A 23,575-nucleotide genomic window follows, 5' to 3' on the forward strand; every position below is an offset into this window, starting at 1 on the left:
TAACCTATTTCTTTGACTTTGTATTTTTTGTTTTAGACATTCTCTTTACAAGTGCCTCAACCACCCTGTAGGAACTGTTGAAGGAGTCAACAGGCAGACACTCATATGGGCCATGGCAATTCAGACCTCCAGTGAAAATATTCGGAGTTGGAAGTCCCTGATTGGATAGATTTGAGCCGTCAGTTCCACCGCGGACACGGTTTAATATCACCTTAACTCCGGCATCCTTAAAGGCTTTTGAACAGATATCAAGAAGTTCCTGATTCTGCTTTAAGACTTTCTCCATATTGGAGTACTGGAACATAATCTCGAGATCAACTCTGCCCTGACCATATTTATTATTTAAAAAATCAACTGCAGATTTTACAAAATCAAGGCGCTTTTTCATACCGTCCTCAGTAAAATCACGAATAATCATTTTAACTCTGGCGTTTTCAACTTCGCCATCAAAGCCGTGCACATGATAAAAGCCCTCATCACATCTGGTGTTCTCAGGCTTTTCATCTCGAGGAAGCATGGAGATAAACTCATTTGCTAAAGTAATGGCATTTACAAGATTCTTGTATGCGACAGCTGTATGCACAGAGGTACCGTGAAATTTAAGTAAAGCACCGTAGGCATTAAAGGTAGCCACATCAAGCTCACCAAGCTCAGTACCGTCAACCGTAATACCGTAATCGCAGGCTATATCCTTTATATCAAGATATCTGGTGGAAAGTCCGATTTCCTCATCCACTGAAAAGATGATCTTAAGGGGACCATGCTTTAGAGAACTGTCGGTTTTAAGATTTCGCAGCAGCAAAAGTAGACAGGCTATGCCGGCTTTATCATCTGCACCTAACAGCGTAGTACCGTCGGTGACAATGATATCTTCGCCAATATGAGAAGCAAGCTCTGGACAGAAAGTTGGGGTAATGGCAAGGCCATTATCAAGCTTTATGCCATCGCCGCTGTACTTTCTTACAAGTCTTGGTTTTATATCAGCACCGCTGCAGTCAGGAGCAGTATCCATATGTGCCAGAAGACATAGGGATTTTGCCTTTTCACAGCCTTCTGAAGCAGGAACCTTTACCGTAACCACGCCATGCTCATCCTGCTTTGAGTCATAACCAAGCTCAGAGATGGCTGAGGAGAGATAGGCTCCGAAGCGAAGCTGTCCCACCGAGGAAGGAACTGTTTTAGAGCTGCCGTCAGCTCTGGTATCAAAGGCTATTAGATCAGAAAAAATCTTAACTAAAGGATCAACTCCGCAAAGATTGTCAAAGTCCTTTGAAGTTCCTGTCTGCATATCTACTCCTTATTCTCTACTCACGAGCCAGCGCATCGATAGGATTCAGTCGTGCGGCCGAGCGGGCTGGCATATAGCCAAACACAATTCCTATTATAGACGAAGTAATTACTGCAACAACAATAGAGGTCACAGAGAAGGATAAAGGAATTGCCGGCATTACAATCGAAAGCACAAAGCCCAGGATCATTGAGAAAATCACACCTAAAAGACCGCCGATGATACATACCGTAATCGACTCAATAAGAAACTGCGTCATGATATCAGAGCGTCTTGCTCCAACTGCCACACGAATACCGATCTCACGGGTTCTCTCGGTTACAGACACCAGCATAATATTCATAACGCCGATACCGCCTACCACCAGAGAAATAACTGCAATAGCGGAGATTAAAAGAGTAAAGGTTCCGGTGGTCTGGGAAATAGACTTCATAATAGTGTCAGAGGACTGCAGGAAGAAATCCTTGCGACCATGTCTGGTCTTTAAAAGATTGGTGATGGAAGCCTCAGCAACAGCAGGCGAGAAACCGTCCTTGGTTCTGACAATAATGGATGAGATATAGTTCTGCTTGATGATTCGGTTCATAAGCGTGGTGTATGGAATATACACATACAGATTGTCAGATGGTCTGAAGGCAACTTCCTTGTTTACCAGCACACCTATAACTGTAATTGGCTTACCTTTTACCAAAATTCTCTTGCCAATAGGATCTTCATATGGGAAGAAAGTCTTCTTGGTATTGTAGTCAATAACACCGACCTGAGGAGACATCTCAGACTCATCCTTGCTGAACATTCTGCCCTTGTCTATCTCCATACCGTATACACGGAAATAATCCTCACTCACACCGTATACGGTCACACTTGCCTCCACATTCAGACGGTTGACTGTGGATGAGGTCTGAACAGTAGGAGAAGCTGAATCACAGTAAGGCTGTCCTTTTAAGGCTTTAAGATCTTTAACGCTTAGGGTACGAACCTTACCGGAACGCATATCGCCCATTTTCTCTCCGGGCATAATGGTGATGGTATTCGTACCCATGGAGGAGATATTCTCAATAACCTTATCTGAAGCACCGCGAGCCAGAGCCACCACGCAGACCACCGACATAATACCGATGATGATACCGAGCATAGTTAGAAGAGTACGCATACGGTTGGAAATCATAGCTCTGATGGCCATGACATAGGCTTCACGGAAACGGTCAAAGTAGGCATGAAACGAATTTATCTCATCTCCTAGGGAGATATCTTTTTGCTCAGCCACGTCCTGATGATCTGATACCGCGTCATTGATACTGTCAGACTCAACATTACCGTCCTTGATGGTAATCACACGGTGAGCATGAGCTGCAATCTTAGGATCATGGGTCACGATGATGACGGTATGTCCCTGTGCATTTAAAGAGGTTAGAATATCCATAACCTCGGCACCGGACTTCGAATCAAGTGCTCCGGTAGGCTCGTCAGCCAGAATGATCTGACCACCGTTCATTAAGGCACGGGCGATGGAAACTCTCTGCTGCTGACCTCCTGAAAGCTGGGATGGCTTGTTTAAAGTCTTATCCTCAAGGCCCAGTCTTGTCAAAAGTTCAACTGATTTTTTTGAACGGGATTCTTCCTTGATACCTGCATATATGGATGGTACCTGCACGTTCTCCTGTGCGTTAAGATGACCTAAAAGATGATAGCGCTGAAAGATAAAACCGAAGAAATCACGACGTAGTGCAGCAAGTTCATCTGGCAGCATATTAAAGGTATCATTACCGTCTACCTGATAGCTTCCCGTAGTTGGAGTATCAAGACAGCCAATGATATTCATTAGAGTAGACTTGCCTGAGCCTGAAGGACCTACAATGGCCACAAGCTCTCCGCGGTTTATGGTCAGGTTGATACCGTGAAGGACTTCAACCTTGGCCACGCCACTACCATAAGATTTGGTAATGTTCTCAAGCTTCAGAATAGGCTGTGCCATTAGAATGGACCTCTTCTGCGTCTGCCGTTCTCTGCAGCTGCAGCTTCAGCTGTCTTAACATCATCTCCGATTACAACCTTGTCATCAGCTGTCAGTCCGGAGAGCACCTCTATATACTGATCATCCTTAAGACCGGTCTTGATGGTCTTCTCAACCACCCTGTCGGCACCTTCTAGGACATATACAGTTGCCACATCTTCACGGGAGGAACGCAGTGTTGATAAAGGAAGAGCCAGAACTCCTTTCTTGTCGGCAATATCAATCACAACATCTGCAGTCATATCAATACGCAGCGTCCTGTCCTGATTGTCGGTCAGAATATCTGAGTTGTAGTAGATCGCAGTTGAAGAACTTGAAGATGAGGATGAGCTTGAGGATGAAGAGGTACTTGAAGACTCATAGCTCGATGGTGCTGGAGCAATTGACTCTAAGGTACCCTTAAAGGTTCTGTATGGAAGACCTAAAATTGTAAAGGTACACTCCATACCAGGCTTTACATTGACCACATCAGCCTCGGAAATCTCAGTTTCCACCTTCATGGTGTCAAGATTTGCAAGTCTTAAAATTGTTGGAGTGGTCTGATTGGCATTAACAGTCTGACCTTCAGAAACAACGGTTGCATATACGGTTCCATCCATAGGAGCTAAGATCTTGGTATAACCAAGATTGGTTACAGCCTCATCAACGGAGAGCTGAGCCTTTTCCTTCTGAGCCTTAAGCTCATCCAGTGCAGCCTTGGCCATATCATAATTCGCAAGAGCAGCTTCTGCATCCTGCTTTGAGGTGGCATCCATTTTCACCAGTCGTTTCTGACGGGAATTCTCCAGTGAAAGCTTTTTAAGCTCTGCGTTCTTTGAGGCAATCTGAGCATCAATAATATCTACAGAAGCCTTGGCTGTCTTAAGAGAAGTCTCTAAAAGCTTAGGATCAATTTCACAGAGCAGATCGCCTGCCTTGACCTCATCACCGGTTTTTACATAAAGCTTAATCACCTGTCCTGAAACCTGTGCGCCCACATCTACCATGGTTGAGCCTTCAATAGTTCCGGTAGCGTATACCTTCTTGGAGATATCACGAATCTGAGCAGAGGTGGTCATGTAGCTTACTGTTGATTTTGAACAGGATGAAAATACAAAATAACCGCCTACAAGAATCAGAGCTGAAACAATAATTGCGTTTCTTTTTAGATTTCTTGAGTTTTTCAGGGAGTTGAGAGCAATCATATGAAACCGTTATTTAACCGAAAAATGTGAGATAATGACGCAGAATATATGTACATTCACTTAGTGCAAACTTAGTATCCATAATATATTATTCGATAGAATTAACTAACAAACTTTTTTTTAATTTTTGATTGTAACCATAACTATTTAAAGGCAATTTATGACCGATTCATCTTCAAAAGCTGTAGTAAAACTCAACGCTGACAGACAGAAATCTCTACTGCGTCATCACCCTTGGGTTTTCTCAAAGGCAATTCAGTCTGTTACCGGCGATCCAAAGAACGGAGAAACCGTAACCATAGTTGATGATAAGGATAATTTTCTGGCTTACGGACTGTACAGTCCACGCTCTCAGATCCGCATCAGAGCTCTGTCCTTTGATGAGAACATTAAAATCAGCTCAGAACTGATTCATGATCGTATTGTTCAGGCCAATCAGCTTAGAGCTAGAGTATTTGCCCGTGGCAATGACGGTGTTCGTCTTATCTCATCTGAAGGTGATCTGCTGCCAGGTCTTATTGCCGATAAGTACAATGAATACATTGTGATCTCAATTTCCTCCTGCGGCATGGAATACTACAAAGATGTAATCGTATCTACTCTGCATGAGCTGTATCCTGAGTGCTCCATCTATGAGAGATCAGATACCAAGTCAAGAAGCAAGGAAGGCCTTGAGGAACATAAAGGTGTAATTCTGGGAAAAGAGCCTGAGGATACCATTTATGTAAAGGAAGAAGGTCAGGTTTATATTCCTGTAGACATTAAGAACGGACATAAGACTGGAGCCTATCTTGATCAGAGACTGAGCCGTATCAAGGTCGGCTCTCTATCAAAGAATGCTACAGTTCTAAACTGCTTCTCCTATACCGGAGGCTTTGGTCTGTGGGCCTTAAAGGGTGGCGCATCCAAGATTGAGAATGTGGATGTTTCTGAACATGCCCTAAATGCAGCTAAAACAGGTGTAGCTTTCAACCACCTCGATCCTGGTCGCTGCAAGTTCTTAAAGAAGGATGTGTTTGCCTATCTGCGTGAGCAGGTTGAAAAAGGAACCAAGTATGATCTTGTTGTGCTTGACCCTCCAAAGTTTGCTGAATCTGCTGCAAATCTTAAAAAGGCCTGCCGAGGCTATCAGGATATCAACCGTTTAGGCCTGATGCTGGTTAAAAAAGGAGGCCATCTTCTGACTTTCTCCTGCTCAGGGCTTGTTGATCCTGCCCTGTTCCAGAAAATCGTTGCTGATGCTGCTCTTGATGCCAAGGTAGACGGCAGAGTAGTAGGAACCCTCCGTCAGGATGAGGATCATGTGGTATCCCTGCCATGTCCTGAGACCTTCTACCTAAAAGGTCTTGATATTGCTGTAATGTAGAAAGCAGAAGAATTATATAAGGAGTTTACCGTGATTGATTACAAAACAGTTTTCGTTTCCCCTTTTATGCAGAACTGCCGAATCTTCTATAACGAGGAGACTTTAGAGGCCTGTGTAATTGATCCGGGTGATAACGCCGACAGAATTATGAGTGAGCTTAAGGAAAGGGATTTTACCCTAAAGGCAATCCTTATCACCCATATGCATCTTGATCATGTCGGTGGTATTCCTGCTCTGCTTTCTATGCAGAAGGTTCCTGTCTACGGCAGCGCAATTGAAGACAGACCTTTATATGAAACTCTGGATAATCAGGCTGTAGCCTTTGGTCTTAATAAACCAGAGCAGTTTGATACACAGTGGGTTTCTGATGGACAGATTCTAGAACCAATTACCGGGCTTAAATTTAAGGTAATCACAACTCCTGGTCATACTCCTGGTGGAGTCTGCTATTACTGTGAAGAGAAAAAGCTTTTAATTAGCGGAGATACTCTTTTTGCAGGATCAATCGGCAGAACCGATTTTCCTTTAGGAGATTTTGACGATCTGATTGATTCTATTAAGAACAAGCTTTTCAAGCTGCCACCACAGACAGATGTACTGTCAGGTCACGGACCAAACAGTACCATCGGCGATGAAATGGAAGGAAATCCTTACACAGTCTGATTCTTACTTAAAAAGTTCAGACAGCTCTTCCTTAGACAGAGGTTCTAAACCTCTGTACTTTCTTTCCTGATTGATAAGGTTCTCTTCTACATCCTCAAGATCAATTCTCAGAAAATATCCCTTTGTATCCAGTGCCTCTTCAAGATCTTCAACCTTTACCTTAGGCAGGGATTTGTGTTTTGATAAAGCAAACATCATTACAAACTCAGGAACACCAAAAGCATCAAGAAGTCCTGCTGGAATATGAGCAAAAACATCCTTCTCTTTTAGATAAAGATAACGTCCCTGTTTATTTCTGCTTTTATATACGAATACCAGTCTATCTGCCATTTTTTATCCTTAATAATTAGGCTGAAAGTCGCTCTCTTACCATCATCAGAGAATAGCCAAGAAGATTCTTTCCGTTCCATTTTTTTTTGTCAAATCTGTTGGGATCAGTCATAGAAAGTCCGATTCCCCAGATAAGATCTCTTACAGCACACTCAGCCAATACTGAATTGCCAGTTGCTAGAAGAGACTTCTTAAGATTTTCATTCTGCTGAAATTTTGCAAGAAGACCTTCGTAAACAATTATCTGTCTAACTCCGTTCCATACATGATCATCATAGTTGTGAACCTCACGTCCTAACTTCTTTATTTGTGCAACATTGTCAGTTGTCAGGATTTTCTTTGAAATCTCGGTATCACAAAAGCATTCTGCTTTTTTGTACATCATGTACTGTTCCATTGAAGAAAAAGAATTGCCCAAAACAGAGAATTCAGACAGATACCAGTTACTGAAGATTCCATTTTCCTCATCTGGATTGTGAAAACATACAACAGACATTCGAGAGCCTTTTTATTTATTTTTCAAAAAGAAACAAGTTCTTTAGTATTCTATAAGAAAAGCGACAACAAAACAAAAAAACACAAAAAAAACGCCACCAATGAATTCTCACTGACAGCGTTCTTTGAAAAGAGAAGATTAGGTCTTACTTACTGTGACAGAAGCTCTGAGCCTTCTCTCTTTTAACACGGGAGTGTTCCCATGAAGCCAAGGCTTCATCACTAGGCTCTTCTCCTAATCCTCTTAGGTATTCTGCCTCATTACCCCAGGAGTGAATGCCCTGCTGAGAAGGAAGAATAGAAGGTGAGAACTCCGGATCCTTAATACCAAGTGACTGCTGAAGCTTGTAGTCCTTTAGGGCAATGAAAGCAAATTTTGAAAGCTTAACAATTGCGTAAAGGTTGGTAATGGTTAAAAGGGCCATAAATAAATCGGCAAGATCCCATACAAGTGAAAGACTTGCATATGAGCCAAAGAATACCATTGCAACAACAATGATACGGAATACACTCATGATGAATGGATTTTTGGTTAGGAACTGAATATTAACCTCACCATAGTAGTAGTTACCGATAATGGAGCTGAAAGCAAACAGCACAATGGTAAAGGTCATAAAGTATCCAGCCCAGGCACCTAACTGAGAAGTCAGAGAAGCCTGAACCAGATTGATACCAGTCAGCTCACCGCCAATCTCGTACTGATTTGCAAGCAGGATAATAGCTGCAGAGGCTGTACAGATAACCAGAGTATCGATGAACACACCAAAAGCCTGAATAAGTCCCTGCTTTACAGGATGAGAGGTGGTTGCACATGCTGCGGCATTTGGAACAGAACCTTCACCAGCCTCATTTGAGAACAGACCTCTCTTAACACCAGTCAGAATTGCAGCACCGAAACCGCCGGCAACAGCCTGCTGAGGATGGAAGGCATCATGGAATATCAGATACAGCACATCAGGAACAGCAGTAATATTCATACAGATGATTACAATGGCAATCAGGATATACAGAACAGCCATAATTGGAACCATAAACTCTGTAACTCTTGCGATTCTCTGAACACCGCCAAAAATAACCATTGAAACCAGGACACACAGAACCAGACCGGTAATGTAGTTGGCATAGCCATCTAAGGATGTCTGAAGATCAAAGGCAACAACAATAGCACTGGTAATAGTGTTTGACTGAACTGAGTTGTAGGTCAGAGAAAAAGTGATACTGATGAGAACTGCGAAGATAGCGGCAACAAATGGCTGACGCAGAGCATTCTTGATGTAGTAGGCAGGACCACCGTGATAACCGCCGATTCTGTAAGGAACCTTGTAAATCTGAGCAAGAGTACTCTCAATAAAGCCGGTTGCACTACCGATAAGAGCAATCACCCACATCCAGAAAATAGCTCCTGGGCCGCCTAGGGTAATAGCAATAGCAATACCTGCAATATTACCAACACCGACACGAGATGCTGTACTGATACAGAATGCCTGGAATGAACTAACTTCTTTTCCTTTCTTCTTCTGACCGGTAATACCGTGCTTTAATACACGGAACATCTCAAAGAAATATCTGATCTGAACCAGACCGGTACTTAAGGTAAAAAACAGGCCAATGACAATCAGCAGGGTTATGACAATATATGTCCATAAAAATCCACTGACATCGTTAACCAATGAATTCAATATATCTAGCATGTTAAAAATCTCTTGTAATAATAGTTAGCAGTTAACTCGCCGTAGTTTACCATCTTATTTTTAATATTTAAATTTTCACTAAAAAATGGCTTTTTCACACCATTTTGGTGAGAAAAAATCCAACTGTTAAAAAAATTGAATAATTGATTTTTCAAAAATCGGACCTACCCATTATTTTTTATATTCAGCAGTATAAAAAATGAGATTCAGACTGTCTTTAACAATACATTTTCCGACCATTATGGTAAGATAGTTTTTTGATAAGGAATTATAGATAAATAAGGCAGGTAAATGGACTCTTTTGCAGATACTGGCGATACAACAATAAGCGCCAGCATTTCAAGAACAGGATATTCTTTTAACACTATTGAGATGCATAAAGGAACTGTAGAGGAGCTTACCGAACTGTTAGAGCAAAAAGTTTTGCCTCGAGCAGAGATTTACAAGAATTCGCCTGTGGTTATTGACGCGGCAAATATAAACTACCTTATGGATCTTGATTACGATCAGTTAGCTGCAACCTGTAAGAACTACGGATTGTTTCTTATTGGTATTTCAGGAATCCTTACAGAGGAACGCGCCGATATCCTTTTAAAAAGGAACATTCCGGTAGTCAACTCTACTAAATTCGCCAGAATGCGCGAGGAAAACTTTAAGCCTAGAGTTATTACCAAAACTGTAGAAATACAGGTTCCAATACATATTCCTGAGCCTTATGAAGTAAAGGTCCCATACGAGGTCCGTACTCCTGAGCCTATGATGGTGATATCACACTCTCTACGTTCAGGTGAATGCATAAGTGCTCCTGATACTTCAGTTTTGATTTTAGGTAATGTGGCCAGAACAGCCAGAATTATTGCAAGCCATAATGTGTTTGTATTTGGAGATATGCATGGAGAAGTCTATGCAGGTTCCCCAAAAGATAAAGATACAGATGGTTATGAGAAAGGCATAATCTACGTCAGCGGCGTATTTGCCCCTACTCTGGTTGCAATTGCAGGTAATTATCAGACAGCTGATGATATGGAGAATAACCAGTCCTTAAAATCATTATATGGAGAAGACAGTTCAGTAATAGTTTCACTAAACGGCAGAAGTTTAAACTACTGCCACGTAAAAGACGTACAAACAATTCAATCGAGATTCTAACAAGGATTAAAATAATATGGCAGATCAAATCATTAAGAAAGAAGATGACGCTGAAAAGAAAGTTGAAGAAGTTTTAGCGGCAAACGATTCTGATAAGGAAGAAGCTAAGGTTGAGGAGACCAAGGCTGAAGAAAAGAAAGAAGCTAAGCCTGCTATCAGCAAGGAGCCTTTCAAGAACCTGCACGTTATCGTAGTTACCTCAGGTAAAGGCGGTGTAGGTAAGACCACCTCATCAGCAGCTATTGCAACCGGTCTTGCTCAGAAGGGCCACAAAACCGCAGTTCTAGACTTCGACGTAGGTCTAAGAAACCTTGACCTGATCATGGGCTGCGAGCGTCGTGTTGTTTATGATTTCATCAACGTAATTCAGGATGAAGCCAAATTAAACCAGGCTTTAATCAAAGATCGTCACGTAGAGAACCTGTTCGTTCTACCTGCTTCCCAGACCAAGGATAAGGATGCTCTGACCCTTGAGGGTGTTGAGAAGGTATTCCGTGAACTTGACAGCATGAACTTCGAATACGTTGTCTGCGATTCACCTGCTGGTATCGAAACCGGTGCTCTGATGGCTCTATACTTTGCCGATGAAGCAATTGTTACCACCAACCCAGAGGTATCATCTGTTCGTGACTCAGACCGTATCATCGGTATTCTGAATGCAAAATCACGCAGATCAGAACTTGAAATGGAACCAGTTGCAGCAAAACTACTGTTAACCCGTTATGTTCCAAGCAGAGTTAAGAGATCAGAGATGCTGTCTGTTGAAGATGTTCAGGAGCTTCTGACTATTCCTCTATTAGGTGTTATCCCTGAGTCAGAGGATGTTCTAAAAGCATCTAACTCTGGTAACCCAATCATTCTTAACGAAACTTCAGATGCCGGTAAGGCATACGGTGATGCCGTAGAAAGACTTCTTGGCAACGAGGTTCCTCTAAGATTTGTTACCGAGAAGAAAGGTATTTTCGCTAAGATCTTTAAAAAATAATAAATAAGGAGATAGCATGTCATTATTAAAGGCAATCTCCGATGCCATTTTCGGAGACAAGAATGAGAGCTCAGCAGAATCTGCAAAACAGCGTTTAAGCGTTGTTCTGATCAGTGATAGAGCTGGCAGAGATACTCCTGATTACATGCCAAAACTAAGACAGGAAATCTTCGAGGTCCTAAAGAAGTACATCAAAATTGACTCTGAACAGGACGTTGAATTCAACATTGCTAACAAAGACAACACTTCCATCATGGAAATGTCTGTTTCTCTGAAAAGAGATTAGCTTCTAAAAAACGTCCTCATAACGAGGACGTTTTTTCTGGGTGAAAAGAAATTTTCGCCCCCTCTATTTATTTTCTATAACCAAAGTTCTAAAAAGCAGACTCTTTTAAACAGGAGAATGCCTGATATATTTACAATCGGACAAAATAGAATGAAATATTCAAATCTTATTGCTTCAGCTCTAATAGGCTGTGCTCTTCTAACCTCATGTGCCCAGACCACCAAATCAATGTTCGGTGAAGACAGAAATCAGTTCATGCTGGTATCAGAGGATACTATTAACGCACAGTCAGCTAAAGAATATTCACAGGTAATTGCTGATGCAAAAAAGAAGAACCAGCTAGATACCACCTCTGATTATGCAAAGAGAGTTACAAAGGTATCAAAGAAGCTGATCAAGGTTGCTCCAACTCTTCGACAAGACTGCAGCAAATGGCAGTGGGAAGTAAATACCATCAAGGATAACACCGTAAATGCCTGGTGTATGCCTGGCGGTAAAATTGTTGTCTACACTGGTCTTATCAAGGAGCTGAATCTTAATGATGACGAACTTGCAGCTATTGTAGGTCATGAGATTTCTCATGCCCTAAAGGAGCATTCAAGGGAGGCAATGAGTAAGCAGGTGGTACAGTCAGGTGTTACCTCTGTTGCGGGTCTGTTCGGTGTAAGTTCAACTATTACTGATTCAGCAAATGCTGTTTACAATGCCACAGTTGCCCTGCCATTCTCTCGTGATCAGGAAAGCGAGGCTGACAAATACGGTCTTGAGCTGATGTACAAGGCAGGATTCAATCCTCAGGGAGCTGTTAGTGTTATGAAGAAGATGGATGCCTATGAGAAGAAGGTTACTGCAGCATCAGGTGCTGGAAATTCACAGGCAGCAGCGCTTCTGAACTCAATTACCAGCACTCATCCAACCTCAGAGAAGAGATACAAGGATCTTCAGGCTTTAATTGACAAATACGGTCTGAAATCTGAAATTTAATGGATTGAGATTAGGATATCCGGGAGCAAATAAGCTCTCGGATCTTAAGATTAGGCCTGAATTGAATCGATAACGATGATGTCACCGTCATCAAACTTGTCTGCATGAGACTTGTAGCGCTCAAGAATATAATCAACAGCATCAGTTGTACATTTACTTAATGAAGTAATAAGCTGCGAGCCAGACTGATGTTTCTCCTTAATCTGATTTACATTTTCAATAAACTCATAGCCACGCTTGTCAACCTTGAAATTCTTAGCATCAAATCGTACTTTGACACTGGTTTCCCCTCCGTCCATCTTCACGCGATATAAATCAATATCTATACCTTCGACAAACTTTGAATGGGAAATAATCTCTAAAAGCAGGATCAGATAAGCTTTTGCCTTGTTGCGAATTTCTGCTTCAGAGTTTGAATCAAGAATAACAAATCTTAATTTTTCTTCGAAACATTTCTGAATATGCTCATAAATTGAGGCATCTCTTGGTACCTTATGCTCAATTACATCGGACAGAAACTCATACACAACCATTGTCATGATTGGTGAAAGATTAGATTCAATCAGCAAATCCTTAAGCTGTGTAGCACATTCATAAGGATTGTATGCTTCATTATCAGAAACTTTTCTACGATTCTTTAGCATAATTATTCCTTGGTCTATATCTTTCTTATAGTTGAAAAATCAGATAATGATGGATAAATAAACTGAAATTACAGCAATAAGCACAACTACTGATAAAGACATTTTACAAAGAGCAGCGATGATCGCAAAAATTGCCCCAATATAGCCAGCATACTGACTGTTTTCGATGCAATAGAAAATTCCAGGGAAAACTAAAGCTGTAAGAGCTGTATATGGAACCAAATCAAGAACACGCTGCCAGTATGAACTCAAAGTCAGTTTTGAGATGAACAAAGCAGGAATAGCTCTTATTGGATAGGTAACCAGAAAAGAGATAAGAATAATATATAGGTAGTAATTGCTTTCCATTTCTAACTCTCCCCTGCCTTGACTTCGTTTTCATCCTTGGCTGCAGACTTTTTATTATCCATGAACAGAGCACCGATAAGTGAGCAGCAGACGATAGTCACCAGAATCGCCCAGCAGGCATTCATAACTGAGGTAAGAATAATGTTCATGACAGCTGCGCTGAGAATTATCAGCATCAGCTTAAAGTTAACCTTGGCTGGAGGCACAATAATGGCAATAAACAGAGCATATAAAGCAACATTCATCGCATTGACCAGATCAACAGGCAGATAATCATTGGCAGTAACACCGATTACCGCACCTAAAATCCATGATGACCAGGAAGTCAGAACCAGTCCGGCAAAATAAGAAAGTTTCACCAGATCCTTTGGAGCAGTTGTAAATATCGCGAAAGGCTCATCGGTAACCCAATGAGCAAAGATAGTTCTGTAGAAATTGGAGAGCTTTTCAAATCTGGAGAAAATACAGGTGCTCATAATGAAGTATCTGAAATTCAGCAGAAACAGACCTAAGGCAATAGCTACTAATGATGAGTGCTCCTTTGCCATGGTTACAGCAAAGAACTGACCTGAACCGCTATAGCTTAGGACAGACATAAGAATAGTTTCAAACTGGGTATACCCCGCCTGCAGAGCTATCACTGCATAAGCAGTACCAACAGATATATATCCAAGACAAATAGGTATGGAATGTCGGGCACCTAACAGAAAAAGTTGTTTATTATTCAATTTAGCTTCCACTTTTTGTTCATTCTGCTCATTTAAGGTGCCATTATGCACCATTATAGACATAATGTATATTACAATTGATAAAGATCTTAAGTCTTTTTAATATGTACGTATGCAAGTTTTTTTCGATAACAAATTTTGGATACACAATAATATATGGAAAATTTAGATATAGCAAAGTTTGGTGGAACTTCTGTAGGTAATTTTGAAGCAATGTCTTCAAGCTACAAGGTTGTCATCGGCAATAAAAAGTCACGTGTTGTTGTAGTCAGCGCATGTGCAGGTGTTACAAATCTTCTTGTGGAACTTGCATCTGGTAAATGCAATGAGACAAGAGTTGAAGAGATTATTACTAAACTTCGCGATATCCATGAAGATATTATTTCCCATTTGGACAATCAAGAGGAACTTAGGGAGTTCGTAGAAGGACACATTAAGGAGATTAGAGAACAGACTGCTCAGGCAGCAAAACAGACATCAGATCAGTTAACTGACAGTCTAGTTTCTCACGGTGAGTTAATGTCATCTTACCTGTTCGTCGCTCTATTCAAGCACTTCGGAACCGACGCAACATGGTTTGATGTAAGAGAGGTAATGAGAACTGACTCTAAGTTCAGCAGAGCTAAGCCTCTAACTGATGATATCCGCGTTTTAACACGCGACAAACTGATGCCTTTAATCAATGACTCAACTGTTATCATCACTCAGGGCTTTATCGGTTCTAATATCATCGGTGAGACCACAACCCTAGGTAGAGGCGGTTCTGATTACTCCGCTGCTCTACTGGGTGATGCTCTTGGCGTTGCCACTATCTCTATCTGGACTGATGTTCCAGGTGTATTTACCACCGATCCACGCATTGTTAAAAATGCACGCCCAATTCCTGAGCTTACATATATCGAAGCTGCAGAAATGGCAAACTTTGGTGCAAAGGTATTGCATCCATCAACAATGTTGCCTGCTGTAGAGAAGAAGATCCCTATTTTCGTAGGTTCATCTCGTGAACCAGAAAAAGGCGGTACCTGGGTTAGATATGAAACCTCTTATGAGCCTAACTTCAGAGCCCTGGCTTTAAGAAAGAATCAGACCCTGATTATTCTGTCTTCTCCTGTTATGGTTGGTGCAACAGGTTTCTTGGCAAATGTATTCGCAGTATTTGCAAAATACAATCATTCAATTGATTTGGTCTCAACCTCAGAAATTTCAATTGCAGTAACTATTGACGGCGGAACCAGTACCTCAGGTTCAGCACTGATTAGTGAAAACATGCTAAATGAATTACGTCAGTTCTGCCATGTTAAGGTTGAAACAGGATTGCCACTTATTGCCATCATTGGCAATAAGATGTCCGAGAATGCAGGCGTTATTACCAGAGCTTTCGACTCAATCAAGTCTTTCTCTGTAAGAATGATCTGCTACGGCGCATCTAAGCACAACCTGTGCTTCCTGCTTAAGGACGGCGATACCTCTGATGCTCTTATAGCATTACATGAGCAGTTATTAGAAGATTAAAGTTTTCTGGCATAACTATTGCAAAGCTTTTCTCCACAAGAGAAAAGCTTTTTTTTATCCCAAATGTAAAGAAGTGGGATTCATTTGCCGTTAAATAATGAAGAGAGGGATTAACCTATAATTGTTTATAGGGAATACAGAGGTTAACAGTTATGGCATCAATAGTAACAAATGCAGGTACAGGTTCAGGAAATGATTTTGAATCAATCATTTCTGCTATGGTTTCATCAAGAAAACAGCTTCTAAATAAAAGAGTAACTGTAAAAAAGGCAGAGACTGAAATTGAACAGGATGGTGTAGCAAAGCTTACATCAGCCTTAAAATCATTTAAATCAACCATTGATAATTCAAAGGGTATTGATGTATTGAATACCCATAAGATTTCTACCTCTCAGACCTCTTCTTATACTGCATTTTCTATTACCGCAAAATCAGACTGCTCTAATACCAGTATGTCTGTTCAGGTTAACCAGCTGGCAAAGGCTGAATCCATCGCTACAAAAATAAAAGAAAAAGACGAGAGTGGAAACAAAGTTTTTAATAATTCCTTCTCTGCAGGAACTCTGACTATTAGTCTAGGTAAAGATGAAAATGAGAACGAGCGTAAGTTTGATATTGAGATATCTGAAGGCGATACTCTAGAGCTTATCCGCCGAAGAATCAATACTAGTGCAGAAAACACCTATGGTGTCAGCTGTAATGTTATCAAGACTTCAGATGGATATTCTTTCTCCCTGGTTGCAGGCGAGACCGGTCAGAATTCACAGAATCTTTCTATTTCATTTTCAGGTTCTGAAGCATCAGAAGGACATGACAGCCTGTCTTTACTCGCATTTGATCACGATAGTAATGTAACAACAGATGAGAATGGCAAAAAAATTGCCTCAAAAGCTAATTGGACCTATTCTGATGGTCAAGATGCCATAATTACAGTAGATGGCAACGAGCTTACCTCAAAAACGAATGAATTTAAAGATCAGATAGCTGGTGTTGAAATTGTTGCTCAGCGAGTATCAGAATCAGAAACAGAAAACGGTGAAACTGGACTAAAATCCTATCAGGTAGATATCACCTCTGATATTGATGCTGCTGCAAACAAAATTCAGACTTTTGTAAACGCTTATAACAGTCTGATTTCTACCTTCAGTACACTGACAGCAAGAAACACCTATACAGATGGAACCAACAACTACGATGGTGGAGATCTTGCAGGTGACTCGCAAGTAAAAGGCCTGCAGAACAGCCTGGTAGCTTTGATTACCAAAGGTAATGTCGAAGTATCAGGAATGAACTACTTTACCTGTGGTCTTGAATATAATAAGGACGGAACTCTGTCTTTGAATACGGAAAAGTTCAGTAAAGCTCTTGAAGAAAATTCCGCAGCTGTACAGAAACTTTTCACCGACAGTGACGGTCTGATTGATAAGGTATCTGATGAAGTTTATGAGTACACCAAGTTCGGTGGTCTGTTGTCTGCTCGTGAGACTCAGCTGAAGTCCCAGATGGATTACTGGACACAGAAGGAAAACAGAAACAACGAGCTGCTTGAGCAGTATGAAGCAAGCCTTAGAACCAAGTATGGTAATCTTGATTCTCTAATGGCAAGCTATCAAACCTCTTTATCCTACCTGTCAAGTGTAATTTCAAGTGTAAGCACTTCGAGCAAGAGTTCATAAGAAATTCCATAAAAGATTTGATGGAGGCTTTAGGCCTCCATTTTTTTTCTAGACTTTTTAATGCATACTACTGCTTTATTAACACTGACACAGGTAATATACCGGTAAATTGCTATTTATTTACAAAATTAAAAAGGCACAGACTCACATGAATCTGTGCCCTTCCATCTTTTACAGCAAATGTAAAAGACTTATGATCTCAAAATTATAGAGAATCCTTTGAACCTAAGCGCTCAAAAGCTTCCTGTAATCTCTCAACCATTGATTCCTGGCCCTTACGTAACCAAACACGTGGATCGTAGAACTTCTTGTTTGGAACGTCTGGATCGGTACCATCACCTAACTGGCCCTGTAGACGGTTCTCGTTCTGCTTGTAGAACTGTAGGATACCATCCCATGTTGCCCACTGAGTATCGGTATCGATGTTCATCTTGATAACACCGTATGATACTGACTCACGGATTTCCTGCTCAGTTGAGCCTGAACCACCGTGGAATACTAAGTTTAGAGGCTTCTCTGACTCAGTGTGGAACTTGTCGTGAACATACTTCTGAGAGTCACGTAGAATGGTAGGCTTTAACTTAACGTTACCTGGCTTGTAAACACCGTGTACGTTACCGAATGAAGCAGCGATAGTGAAGTTAGGAGAAATAGCTGATAACTTCTCATATGCATATGCAACGTCTTCTGGCTGGGTGTATAGAGCTGACTCATCCTTACCTGAATTGTCAACACCGTCTTCCTCACCACCGGTGCAGCCTAACTCTAACTCAAGAGTCATGCCGATCTTTGACATACGCTCTAAGTACTTGCAGCAGATGTCAACGTTGTCCTTTAATGATTCCTCTGAAAGGTCGATCATGTGAGATGAGAATAATGGCTCACCGTGCTCTTTGTAGTACTGCTCGCCAGCATCTAGAAGACCGTCGATCCATGGTAATAACTTCTTAGCGCAGTGGTCAGTGTGAACAACAACTGGAACACCGTAGTACTCAGCAACGTTACGTGCGTGTAGAGCACCAGAAATAGCACCCTTGATAGCAGCGAACTGAGGAACGTCTGACTTCAAGCCCTTACCAGCGATGAACTGAGCACCACCGTTTGAGAACTGAACCATAACAGCTGAACGAGCCTTTGCACCAGCCTCGATAACAGCGTTGATTGAATCAGTACCAACACAGTTTACAGATGGGAATGCATAACCATTCTCACGTGCTAGTTTGAATAACTTCTGAAGATTCTCACCAGTTACAACACCTGGCTTGATAACGTCTAAAATCTTAGTCATAAGATTATTACCTTTTTATAAAAAAATAAGAAAAATTCTACAGACAAATGCCAGTCAAATAGACTGGCATTATCATGAAAAGCTATTATTCAGCTGCTCTCTTCTCTAGGATTTCAACAGCTGGTAACTTCTTGCCCTCAACGAACTCAAGGAAAGCACCGCCACCAGTTGAAATGTAAGAGATCTTGTCAGCAACATTGAACTTCTGGATTGCGTTGATGGTATCACCACCACCAGCAACTGAGAATGCAGCAGACTCAGCGATAGCCTGTGACATTGACTTGGTACCAGCAGCGAACTGCTCGAACTCGAATACGCCTACAGGGCCGTTCCAAAGAATGGTCTTAGCCTCTTTGATAACCTTGTTGATGTTAGCCATGCTCTTAGGGCCTAGGTCGAAGATCATATCGTCATCAGCGATATCCTTCAGATCCTTGGTAACAGCAGGAGTCTTCTCATCGAACTCTTTGCCAACTACAACATCAACGAACTCAGGTAACTGAGTCTTTGAAGCTAGTTCCTTAGCATTTGGAATTAAGTCTTCTTCACATAGAGACTTACCAACCTTGTTGCCAGCTGCAGCGATGAAGGTATTAGCGATACCACCGCCAACGATTAACTGGTCACAAACCTTTGATAAGGTGTCTAAAACGGTCAGCTTGGTTGAAACCTTTGAACCACCAACGATAGCTACCATTGGACGAGCTGGGTTATCCATAACCTTGCCTAGAGCCTCTAGCTCAGCAGCTAGTAGAGGACCAGCACATGCAACTGGAGCAAACTGTGCTACACCATAGGTAGTAGCCTGTGCACGGTGAGCGGTACCGAAAGCGTCCATTACGAATACGTCACATAGAGCAGCGTACTTCTTAGATAGGTCTTCAGCGTTCTTCTTCTCGCCCTTGTTGAAACGGCAGTTCTCTAGAACAACTAACTCGCCTTCTTTAACATCAACACCGTTTAAGTAATCTTTTTCTAAACGAACATTTACACCTGGAAGCTTAGTAGCGATGTAATCTGCAACAGGTTTTAGAGAGAATTCCTCAGCATAAACGCCCTCTTCAGGACGGCCTAAGTGAGAGATAACCATTACCTTAGCGCCCTGCTCTAGAGCCTTCTTGATTGTAGGTAATGTAGCCATAATACGTTTATCTGATTGAACCTTGCCATCCTTTAAAGGTACGTTAAGATCAGCACGGATTAGAACGCGCTTGCCTTTTAGGTCAAGGTCGGTCATCTTTTTGATTGCCATAGTTCGTTTTTCCTCGTATATAAATCGTCTTTGTTAGACTTAAAACTAAGCTTTAACAGTCTTAGATTTTAGCACATGTTTACAACATTTCAATTTTTAGAGCGTATTTTTAGCTATTTTGAAACAAATTTTCTTTAATTGTATATAAGCGTTAACATGATCACCTTTTTTATCAGCTTTTTCTGGGGTGCTGAACCAAAAACTTCCATCAGAAATTATGATCAAATTCGATCCTTTTTATATGCTCCAAGACAGCTTTTGATATCGTTTACACTTTGAAACAGAATCAACGGATAGTTTAATAGCTAGCCACAGGATAGGTCTTTAAAGAATAATCCTTAAAGTCAGAGAATTTTACAAAAGGAATCATTACACTTTTGTTTTTTATCTTAAACCAGATCTTTCTAGTGAGCTCTTCCTCATTAGTGGAACTTTCAGTTGACAGAATACTTGCAACCTTTGCAAGCGCGGAGAAATCAGCAAAGATAGTTCCTGTCATTTTCTTCTGCCTAATTAGATCAATTGCCTCAGGAATTCCGTCAACACCAAACACGGGAATATAGTTGTCAACAGATGTGGATTCTCCGGTGTTATAGCCGATGGTGTTTAAAAACTTCACCGCACCGGTGGCCATAACATCATTATTGGCAATTATCATGTCAATATTGCCCGCTCCAACTTTTGCAATCTGACTTTTCAAATCATCAAAAGCATCCTGAGCCATCCAGTTGTCATGGTTTTTAGAAATAACATTTATTTTTATATTTCTTTCGGCAAAGAGTTTAAGAATTCTGCCGGTTCTACCGTCCGCATCAGGAGAATTCTTCTCTCCCTTTAGGAAAACAACATCAAGATAGCCGTTCTTGTTACGATCATGGTCTTTTTCGTATTCAAGATAATCCTCAATAACCTCAAACTGAATCTGACCGGAGAACTCACCGTTAGTTCCTACGTAAAAGACATTGTCATAACTGTCCAGAACCTGCTGAGAAGGCTTACGGTTAAAAAATACAATTCTGTTTCCATACAGCTTTACATGATCAATTACGTCCTGAGCAAGATTTGGATCAATAAGGTTAATAAGCAGAGGATCACGTGAGGAAATAACAGAGTAAATCTGAGATAACTGTAGATTAGACTTGGTCTTGCCGTCGTATTTTTCAAGCTCAATCCCGTGTCCTTTAGCATAGGCATCAAGGCTATGGTCAAATCGCTCAACAAACTGGGAACGGAAATCAAAATAGAAGGTGTGAATAGTGTCTGTGGCCAGTGCTGCCGACATAATGGAAAAACAACCACCTAACAGAAGCAGCTGTGCCAGAAGATTTTTTGTATGTAACATAGTTCTTACAAGTAGCATTTATTTTAATTATGATGACGCATTATAGAGTCAATTCTAATAATTGTTTACTCTGCTCCAAAATAGGTCTCCAGATTGAAATGTTTTTTTCTGAAGATCTGCTTAAGACGCTCTCTGTATTTATTAGCTTGCATATCTGATAATTACTGATACAATCCCACTCCATAGAATTTAGAGGCATTTTATATAAGCTACCATTATGTTTGTTCTTATTATTTTAATTTCCTACTTTGCAATTCTTTACACCTACAGCTATTTTCACGGTGCAAAAAACTCCAATGAAACATTTTTCAGAGGAGACAGAAATTCTCCATGGTATCTGGTTGCCTTCGGCATGATCGGAGCTTCCCTATCAGGAATAACCTTTGTTTCAGTACCAGGTATGGTTATGTGGTCTGATATGACTTATCTTCAAACCTGTCTTGGATATATTCTTGGATATTTTATTGTTGCCTTTGTCCTGCTGCCAATCTTTTACAAAAATAACCTTACTACCATCTACTCTTTTCTAAAGATTAGACTTGGTGATACCTCCTATAAAACCGGAGCCCTATTCTTCCTTATATCCAAACTTATAGGTGCTGCCGCAAGATTCTATGTAGTGTGTCTGATCCTAGACAGATTCGTATTTCAGGAATTCAATATACCTTTCTTTGTTACAGTTCCATTCCTGATGACCCTTATCTGGCTTTATACCAGAAATGGAGGAATCAGAACCCTGGTTCATACCGATGTGATTCAGACCTTCTTTATGCTGCTCTCATTAGGAGTAATCCTTTACGGAGTAATGGATGTTCTAGATTTCAGTGTAATGGATGCATATAGAGAAGTTGTTGCAAGTGAACACAGCAGAATCTTTGAGTTTTCTGATCTTAAATCACCACAGAACTTTTTTAAGCAGCTTATCAGCGGTGCATTTATTGTTGTGGTTATGACAGGACTTGATCAGGACATGATGCAGAAGAATCTAACCTGTAAAACACTGCATGAGGCAAAAAAGGATATGTGTACCTACGCCTTTGCCTTTACTCCTGTAAACATGCTGTTCATGGTTTTAGGTATTCTCCTTATCTGCGCCTTTACCTCAAAGGGAATTGCAATTCCAGAGAAGTTCGACAGTCTGCTGATTGAAGCTATATCCAACGGTACACTTGGTCTTGGTGCAAAGATATTCTTCGTCATAGGAATTGTATCGGCCGCCTTTTCAAGTGCAGATTCATCACTGACAGCTCTTACAACCACATACTGTGTGGATATTAAAGAAAAAAGCAGTGATGTTCGCCTGAGAAAAAATACCCACGCCATGATGGCGGTTCTGTTCTCTCTTGCAGTACTGATTTTTAACTATTTCAATTCCACAAGCCTGATTGATGCCATCTTTATTCTGTGTGGATATACCTACGGTCCGCTGTTAGGACTGTTCACCTTTGCTATTTTCGGCAGAAGAGCTGTTGCAGACAGATTTACACCATATGTAGCAATGCTCTCTCCGGTTGCATGTTTTGTAATCTCTCAGCTGACACTAAAGCTTTTTGGTTATAAATTCGGTTATGAACTCCTGCTCTTAAACGGAGCTCTGACCTTTGCAGGACTATATGTATTCAGTACACAGAAAAAGAGCGTATCCGTAGAAGGTTAGAAAAGATACGCTCAATAGACAAACTTAGGGAAATAACCTCTATTCTGAGATATTTCCCTTTTTTATATTGTCTTTAAGGATACGATCGGTAAGCTCAAAGAGAATTTCTGAACCTTCACGGGTTTTATTGTGTCTACCGTATACAAGATCGGCCTTCACCTTATGCTCTCTCCAGTCTGCACCATTATTACTGTTATTTAGCATCAAAGGCTGAAGATTATCCATTGCCTTGGCAAACTTAGCCTCCGGAGTCTTTCCTGCCTCAAACTCATCGAATAGAGCAATCAGCTCCTTTTTCTGATCATCAGGAAGCATGGAGAAAATACGTTCCTTAGCAGCATCCTCACGAGCCTTCTGGGATTCCTTGCTCTTAGAGTCATATGCATAGGTATCACCTGCATCAATCTCCACAATATCGTGAATAAGACACATCATCAGAACTCTTGAAATATCAACCTTCTCATTGGCATGTTCCTTTAAAAGATAAGCCATGATAGCCATGTGCCAGGCATGTTCGGCATCGTTCTCTCTACGGCCGTTTCCTGATAAATGAGTCTGACGGAATATATTCTTTTCCTTGTCTATCTCTAAAGCAAATTCCATCTGCTTTTTTAGTCTTTCATTCATTATCCATTTCTCCACATTATGGTTTTAAGTCAAAAGACAAATACAGCGAGAACTATTGTATTAGCA

22 protein-coding genes are annotated in these 23,575 nt (G+C 41.0%); 9 read left to right on the forward strand and 13 right to left on the reverse strand.

Annotation, left to right across the window (positions count from 1 at the left end):
- Positions 1–4: 4 nt before the first annotated feature.
- The 3 genes from pepT to BM308_RS05185 are packed head-to-tail and all read right to left on the reverse strand — an operon-like array spanning position 5 to position 4,486.
- Positions 5–1,288, reverse strand: coding sequence for a peptidase T (pepT, locus tag BM308_RS05175; RefSeq protein ID WP_074943420.1), 1,284 nt, complete (start codon positions 1,286–1,288; stop codon positions 5–7).
- Positions 1,289–1,304: 16 nt separating this feature from the next.
- Complete coding sequence (locus BM308_RS05180) at positions 1,305–3,263, reverse strand: MacB family efflux pump subunit (RefSeq protein ID WP_074943422.1); 1,959 nt, start codon at positions 3,261–3,263, stop codon at positions 1,305–1,307.
- Positions 3,263–4,486 (reverse strand): efflux RND transporter periplasmic adaptor subunit, encoded by a 1,224-nt coding sequence (locus tag BM308_RS05185; protein WP_074943424.1) that lies wholly within the window; start codon positions 4,484–4,486, stop codon positions 3,263–3,265. Before BM308_RS05185 ends, BM308_RS05180 begins: the two co-directional genes overlap by 1 nt.
- A 160-nt stretch (positions 4,487–4,646) precedes the next feature.
- Between BM308_RS05185 and BM308_RS05190 the strand changes: the two genes are divergently transcribed.
- Complete coding sequence (locus tag BM308_RS05190) at positions 4,647–5,852, forward strand: class I SAM-dependent rRNA methyltransferase (protein ID WP_074943427.1); 1,206 nt, start codon at positions 4,647–4,649, stop codon at positions 5,850–5,852.
- Positions 5,853–5,882: 30 nt separating this feature from the next.
- The gene (locus tag BM308_RS05195; protein ID WP_083425453.1) at positions 5,883–6,515 is read left to right on the forward strand and encodes an MBL fold metallo-hydrolase; all 633 of its coding nucleotides are present in this window, start codon (positions 5,883–5,885) and stop codon (positions 6,513–6,515) included.
- A gap of 3 nt (positions 6,516–6,518) precedes the next feature.
- Here BM308_RS05195 and BM308_RS05200 read toward each other — a convergent pair whose 3' ends face one another.
- From BM308_RS05200 to BM308_RS05210, 3 genes are all read right to left on the reverse strand, one after another.
- On the reverse strand, positions 6,519–6,845 hold the full coding sequence (locus tag BM308_RS05200) for a YcgL domain-containing protein (protein ID WP_074943429.1): 327 nt from the start codon (positions 6,843–6,845) through the stop codon (positions 6,519–6,521).
- A gap of 16 nt (positions 6,846–6,861) precedes the next feature.
- Positions 6,862–7,341, reverse strand: a complete 480-nt coding sequence (locus BM308_RS05205) for an NADAR family protein (protein ID WP_074943431.1) — start codon at positions 7,339–7,341, stop codon at positions 6,862–6,864.
- A gap of 145 nt (positions 7,342–7,486) precedes the next feature.
- Positions 7,487–9,031, reverse strand: coding sequence for an alanine/glycine:cation symporter family protein (locus BM308_RS05210; protein ID WP_074943433.1), 1,545 nt, complete (start codon positions 9,029–9,031; stop codon positions 7,487–7,489).
- Between the two features lie 291 nt (positions 9,032–9,322).
- On the opposite strand from BM308_RS05210, the gene BM308_RS05215 reads away from it, so the two are divergent.
- The 4 genes from BM308_RS05215 (at position 9,323) to BM308_RS05230 (ending at position 12,435) form a co-directional block, all read left to right on the forward strand.
- Positions 9,323–10,180 carry a septum site-determining protein MinC gene (locus BM308_RS05215; RefSeq protein WP_074943434.1) on the forward strand — a complete coding sequence of 286 codons (858 nt, stop codon included), beginning with the start codon at positions 9,323–9,325 and terminating at the stop codon, positions 10,178–10,180.
- Positions 10,181–10,196: 16 nt separating this feature from the next.
- Positions 10,197–11,165 (forward strand): septum site-determining protein MinD, encoded by a 969-nt coding sequence (minD, locus tag BM308_RS05220; RefSeq protein ID WP_083425454.1) that lies wholly within the window; start codon positions 10,197–10,199, stop codon positions 11,163–11,165.
- A gap of 16 nt (positions 11,166–11,181) precedes the next feature.
- On the forward strand, positions 11,182–11,451 hold the full coding sequence (gene minE / locus BM308_RS05225) for a cell division topological specificity factor MinE (RefSeq protein ID WP_031491435.1): 270 nt from the start codon (positions 11,182–11,184) through the stop codon (positions 11,449–11,451).
- Between the two features lie 150 nt (positions 11,452–11,601).
- A complete protein-coding gene (locus BM308_RS05230; protein WP_074943435.1) occupies positions 11,602–12,435 on the forward strand; it encodes a M48 family metallopeptidase in 834 nt (277 codons plus the stop codon).
- A gap of 50 nt (positions 12,436–12,485) precedes the next feature.
- Here the strand turns inward: BM308_RS05230 and BM308_RS05235 are convergent, their stop codons facing one another.
- From BM308_RS05235 to BM308_RS05245, 3 genes are read right to left on the reverse strand one after another with little or no spacing between them, the layout of a single operon-like run.
- Positions 12,486–13,079, reverse strand: a complete 594-nt coding sequence (locus tag BM308_RS05235; protein ID WP_074943436.1) for a hypothetical protein — start codon at positions 13,077–13,079, stop codon at positions 12,486–12,488.
- Between the two features lie 39 nt (positions 13,080–13,118).
- Complete coding sequence (locus tag BM308_RS05240; RefSeq protein ID WP_074943438.1) at positions 13,119–13,427, reverse strand: AzlD domain-containing protein; 309 nt, start codon at positions 13,425–13,427, stop codon at positions 13,119–13,121.
- A gap of 2 nt (positions 13,428–13,429) precedes the next feature.
- On the reverse strand, positions 13,430–14,155 hold the full coding sequence (locus BM308_RS05245) for an AzlC family ABC transporter permease (protein ID WP_177214416.1): 726 nt from the start codon (positions 14,153–14,155) through the stop codon (positions 13,430–13,432).
- Between the two features lie 156 nt (positions 14,156–14,311).
- Between BM308_RS05245 and lysC the strand changes: the two genes are divergently transcribed.
- Together lysC and fliD are read left to right on the forward strand one after the other, a co-directional pair.
- A complete protein-coding gene (gene lysC, locus BM308_RS05250; RefSeq protein WP_074943442.1) occupies positions 14,312–15,667 on the forward strand; it encodes a lysine-sensitive aspartokinase 3 in 1,356 nt (451 codons plus the stop codon).
- A gap of 152 nt (positions 15,668–15,819) precedes the next feature.
- Entirely contained in the window at positions 15,820–17,343 is a 1,524-nt protein-coding gene (gene fliD / locus BM308_RS05255) for a flagellar filament capping protein FliD (RefSeq protein ID WP_074943445.1), read from the forward strand.
- 205 nt (positions 17,344–17,548) lie between these two features.
- On the opposite strand, the gene fbaA is transcribed toward fliD, so the two are convergent.
- From fbaA to BM308_RS05270, 3 genes are all read right to left on the reverse strand, one after another.
- On the reverse strand, positions 17,549–18,631 hold the full coding sequence (gene fbaA / locus BM308_RS05260; protein WP_074943447.1) for a class II fructose-bisphosphate aldolase: 1,083 nt from the start codon (positions 18,629–18,631) through the stop codon (positions 17,549–17,551).
- 85 nt (positions 18,632–18,716) lie between these two features.
- Entirely contained in the window at positions 18,717–19,883 is a 1,167-nt protein-coding gene (locus BM308_RS05265) for a phosphoglycerate kinase (RefSeq protein ID WP_074943449.1), read from the reverse strand.
- Positions 19,884–20,181: 298 nt separating this feature from the next.
- Positions 20,182–21,225, reverse strand: coding sequence for a galactose ABC transporter substrate-binding protein (locus BM308_RS05270; protein ID WP_074943451.1), 1,044 nt, complete (start codon positions 21,223–21,225; stop codon positions 20,182–20,184).
- Positions 21,226–21,442: 217 nt separating this feature from the next.
- On the opposite strand from BM308_RS05270, the gene BM308_RS05275 reads away from it, so the two are divergent.
- On the forward strand, positions 21,443–22,882 hold the full coding sequence (locus BM308_RS05275; protein ID WP_074943453.1) for a sodium:solute symporter: 1,440 nt from the start codon (positions 21,443–21,445) through the stop codon (positions 22,880–22,882).
- Positions 22,883–22,921: 39 nt separating this feature from the next.
- Here BM308_RS05275 and BM308_RS05280 read toward each other — a convergent pair whose 3' ends face one another.
- Positions 22,922–23,509, reverse strand: coding sequence for an HD domain-containing protein (locus tag BM308_RS05280; protein WP_074943455.1), 588 nt, complete (start codon positions 23,507–23,509; stop codon positions 22,922–22,924).
- Positions 23,510–23,575: the final 66 nt, after the last annotated feature.

Source organism: Succinivibrio dextrinosolvens (genome assembly GCF_900116345.1).
Lineage (GTDB): Bacteria > Pseudomonadota > Gammaproteobacteria > Enterobacterales > Succinivibrionaceae > Succinivibrio > Succinivibrio dextrinosolvens_B.

Excerpts from the sequence above, each read along its gene's own strand:
- BM308_RS05180 (WP_074943422.1), bottom strand. The coding sequence starts at position 3,263 with ATGGCACAGCCTATTCTGAAGCTTGAGAACATTACCAAATCTTATGGT.
- fbaA (WP_074943447.1), bottom strand. The coding sequence starts at position 18,631 with ATGACTAAGATTTTAGACGTTATCAAGCCAGGTGTTGTAACTGGTGAG.
- minE (WP_031491435.1), top strand. The coding sequence starts at position 11,182 with ATGTCATTATTAAAGGCAATCTCCGATGCCATTTTCGGAGACAAGAAT.
- BM308_RS05210 (WP_074943433.1), bottom strand. The coding sequence starts at position 9,031 with ATGCTAGATATATTGAATTCATTGGTTAACGATGTCAGTGGATTTTTA.
- lysC (WP_074943442.1), top strand. The coding sequence starts at position 14,312 with ATGGAAAATTTAGATATAGCAAAGTTTGGTGGAACTTCTGTAGGTAAT.
- minD (WP_083425454.1), top strand. The coding sequence starts at position 10,197 with ATGGCAGATCAAATCATTAAGAAAGAAGATGACGCTGAAAAGAAAGTT.
- BM308_RS05270 (WP_074943451.1), bottom strand. The coding sequence starts at position 21,225 with ATGTTACATACAAAAAATCTTCTGGCACAGCTGCTTCTGTTAGGTGGT.
- BM308_RS05215 (WP_074943434.1), top strand. The coding sequence starts at position 9,323 with ATGGACTCTTTTGCAGATACTGGCGATACAACAATAAGCGCCAGCATT.
- BM308_RS05185 (WP_074943424.1), bottom strand. The coding sequence starts at position 4,486 with ATGATTGCTCTCAACTCCCTGAAAAACTCAAGAAATCTAAAAAGAAAC.
- BM308_RS05235 (WP_074943436.1), bottom strand. The coding sequence starts at position 13,079 with ATGCTAAAGAATCGTAGAAAAGTTTCTGATAATGAAGCATACAATCCT.
- BM308_RS05230 (WP_074943435.1), top strand. The coding sequence starts at position 11,602 with ATGAAATATTCAAATCTTATTGCTTCAGCTCTAATAGGCTGTGCTCTT.
- BM308_RS05265 (WP_074943449.1), bottom strand. The coding sequence starts at position 19,883 with ATGGCAATCAAAAAGATGACCGACCTTGACCTAAAAGGCAAGCGCGTT.
- BM308_RS05280 (WP_074943455.1), bottom strand. The coding sequence starts at position 23,509 with ATGAATGAAAGACTAAAAAAGCAGATGGAATTTGCTTTAGAGATAGAC.
- BM308_RS05190 (WP_074943427.1), top strand. The coding sequence starts at position 4,647 with ATGACCGATTCATCTTCAAAAGCTGTAGTAAAACTCAACGCTGACAGA.
- BM308_RS05240 (WP_074943438.1), bottom strand. The coding sequence starts at position 13,427 with ATGGAAAGCAATTACTACCTATATATTATTCTTATCTCTTTTCTGGTT.
- BM308_RS05200 (WP_074943429.1), bottom strand. The coding sequence starts at position 6,845 with ATGGCAGATAGACTGGTATTCGTATATAAAAGCAGAAATAAACAGGGA.
- fliD (WP_074943445.1), top strand. The coding sequence starts at position 15,820 with ATGGCATCAATAGTAACAAATGCAGGTACAGGTTCAGGAAATGATTTT.
- pepT (WP_074943420.1), bottom strand. The coding sequence starts at position 1,288 with ATGCAGACAGGAACTTCAAAGGACTTTGACAATCTTTGCGGAGTTGAT.
- BM308_RS05275 (WP_074943453.1), top strand. The coding sequence starts at position 21,443 with ATGTTTGTTCTTATTATTTTAATTTCCTACTTTGCAATTCTTTACACC.
- BM308_RS05205 (WP_074943431.1), bottom strand. The coding sequence starts at position 7,341 with ATGTCTGTTGTATGTTTTCACAATCCAGATGAGGAAAATGGAATCTTC.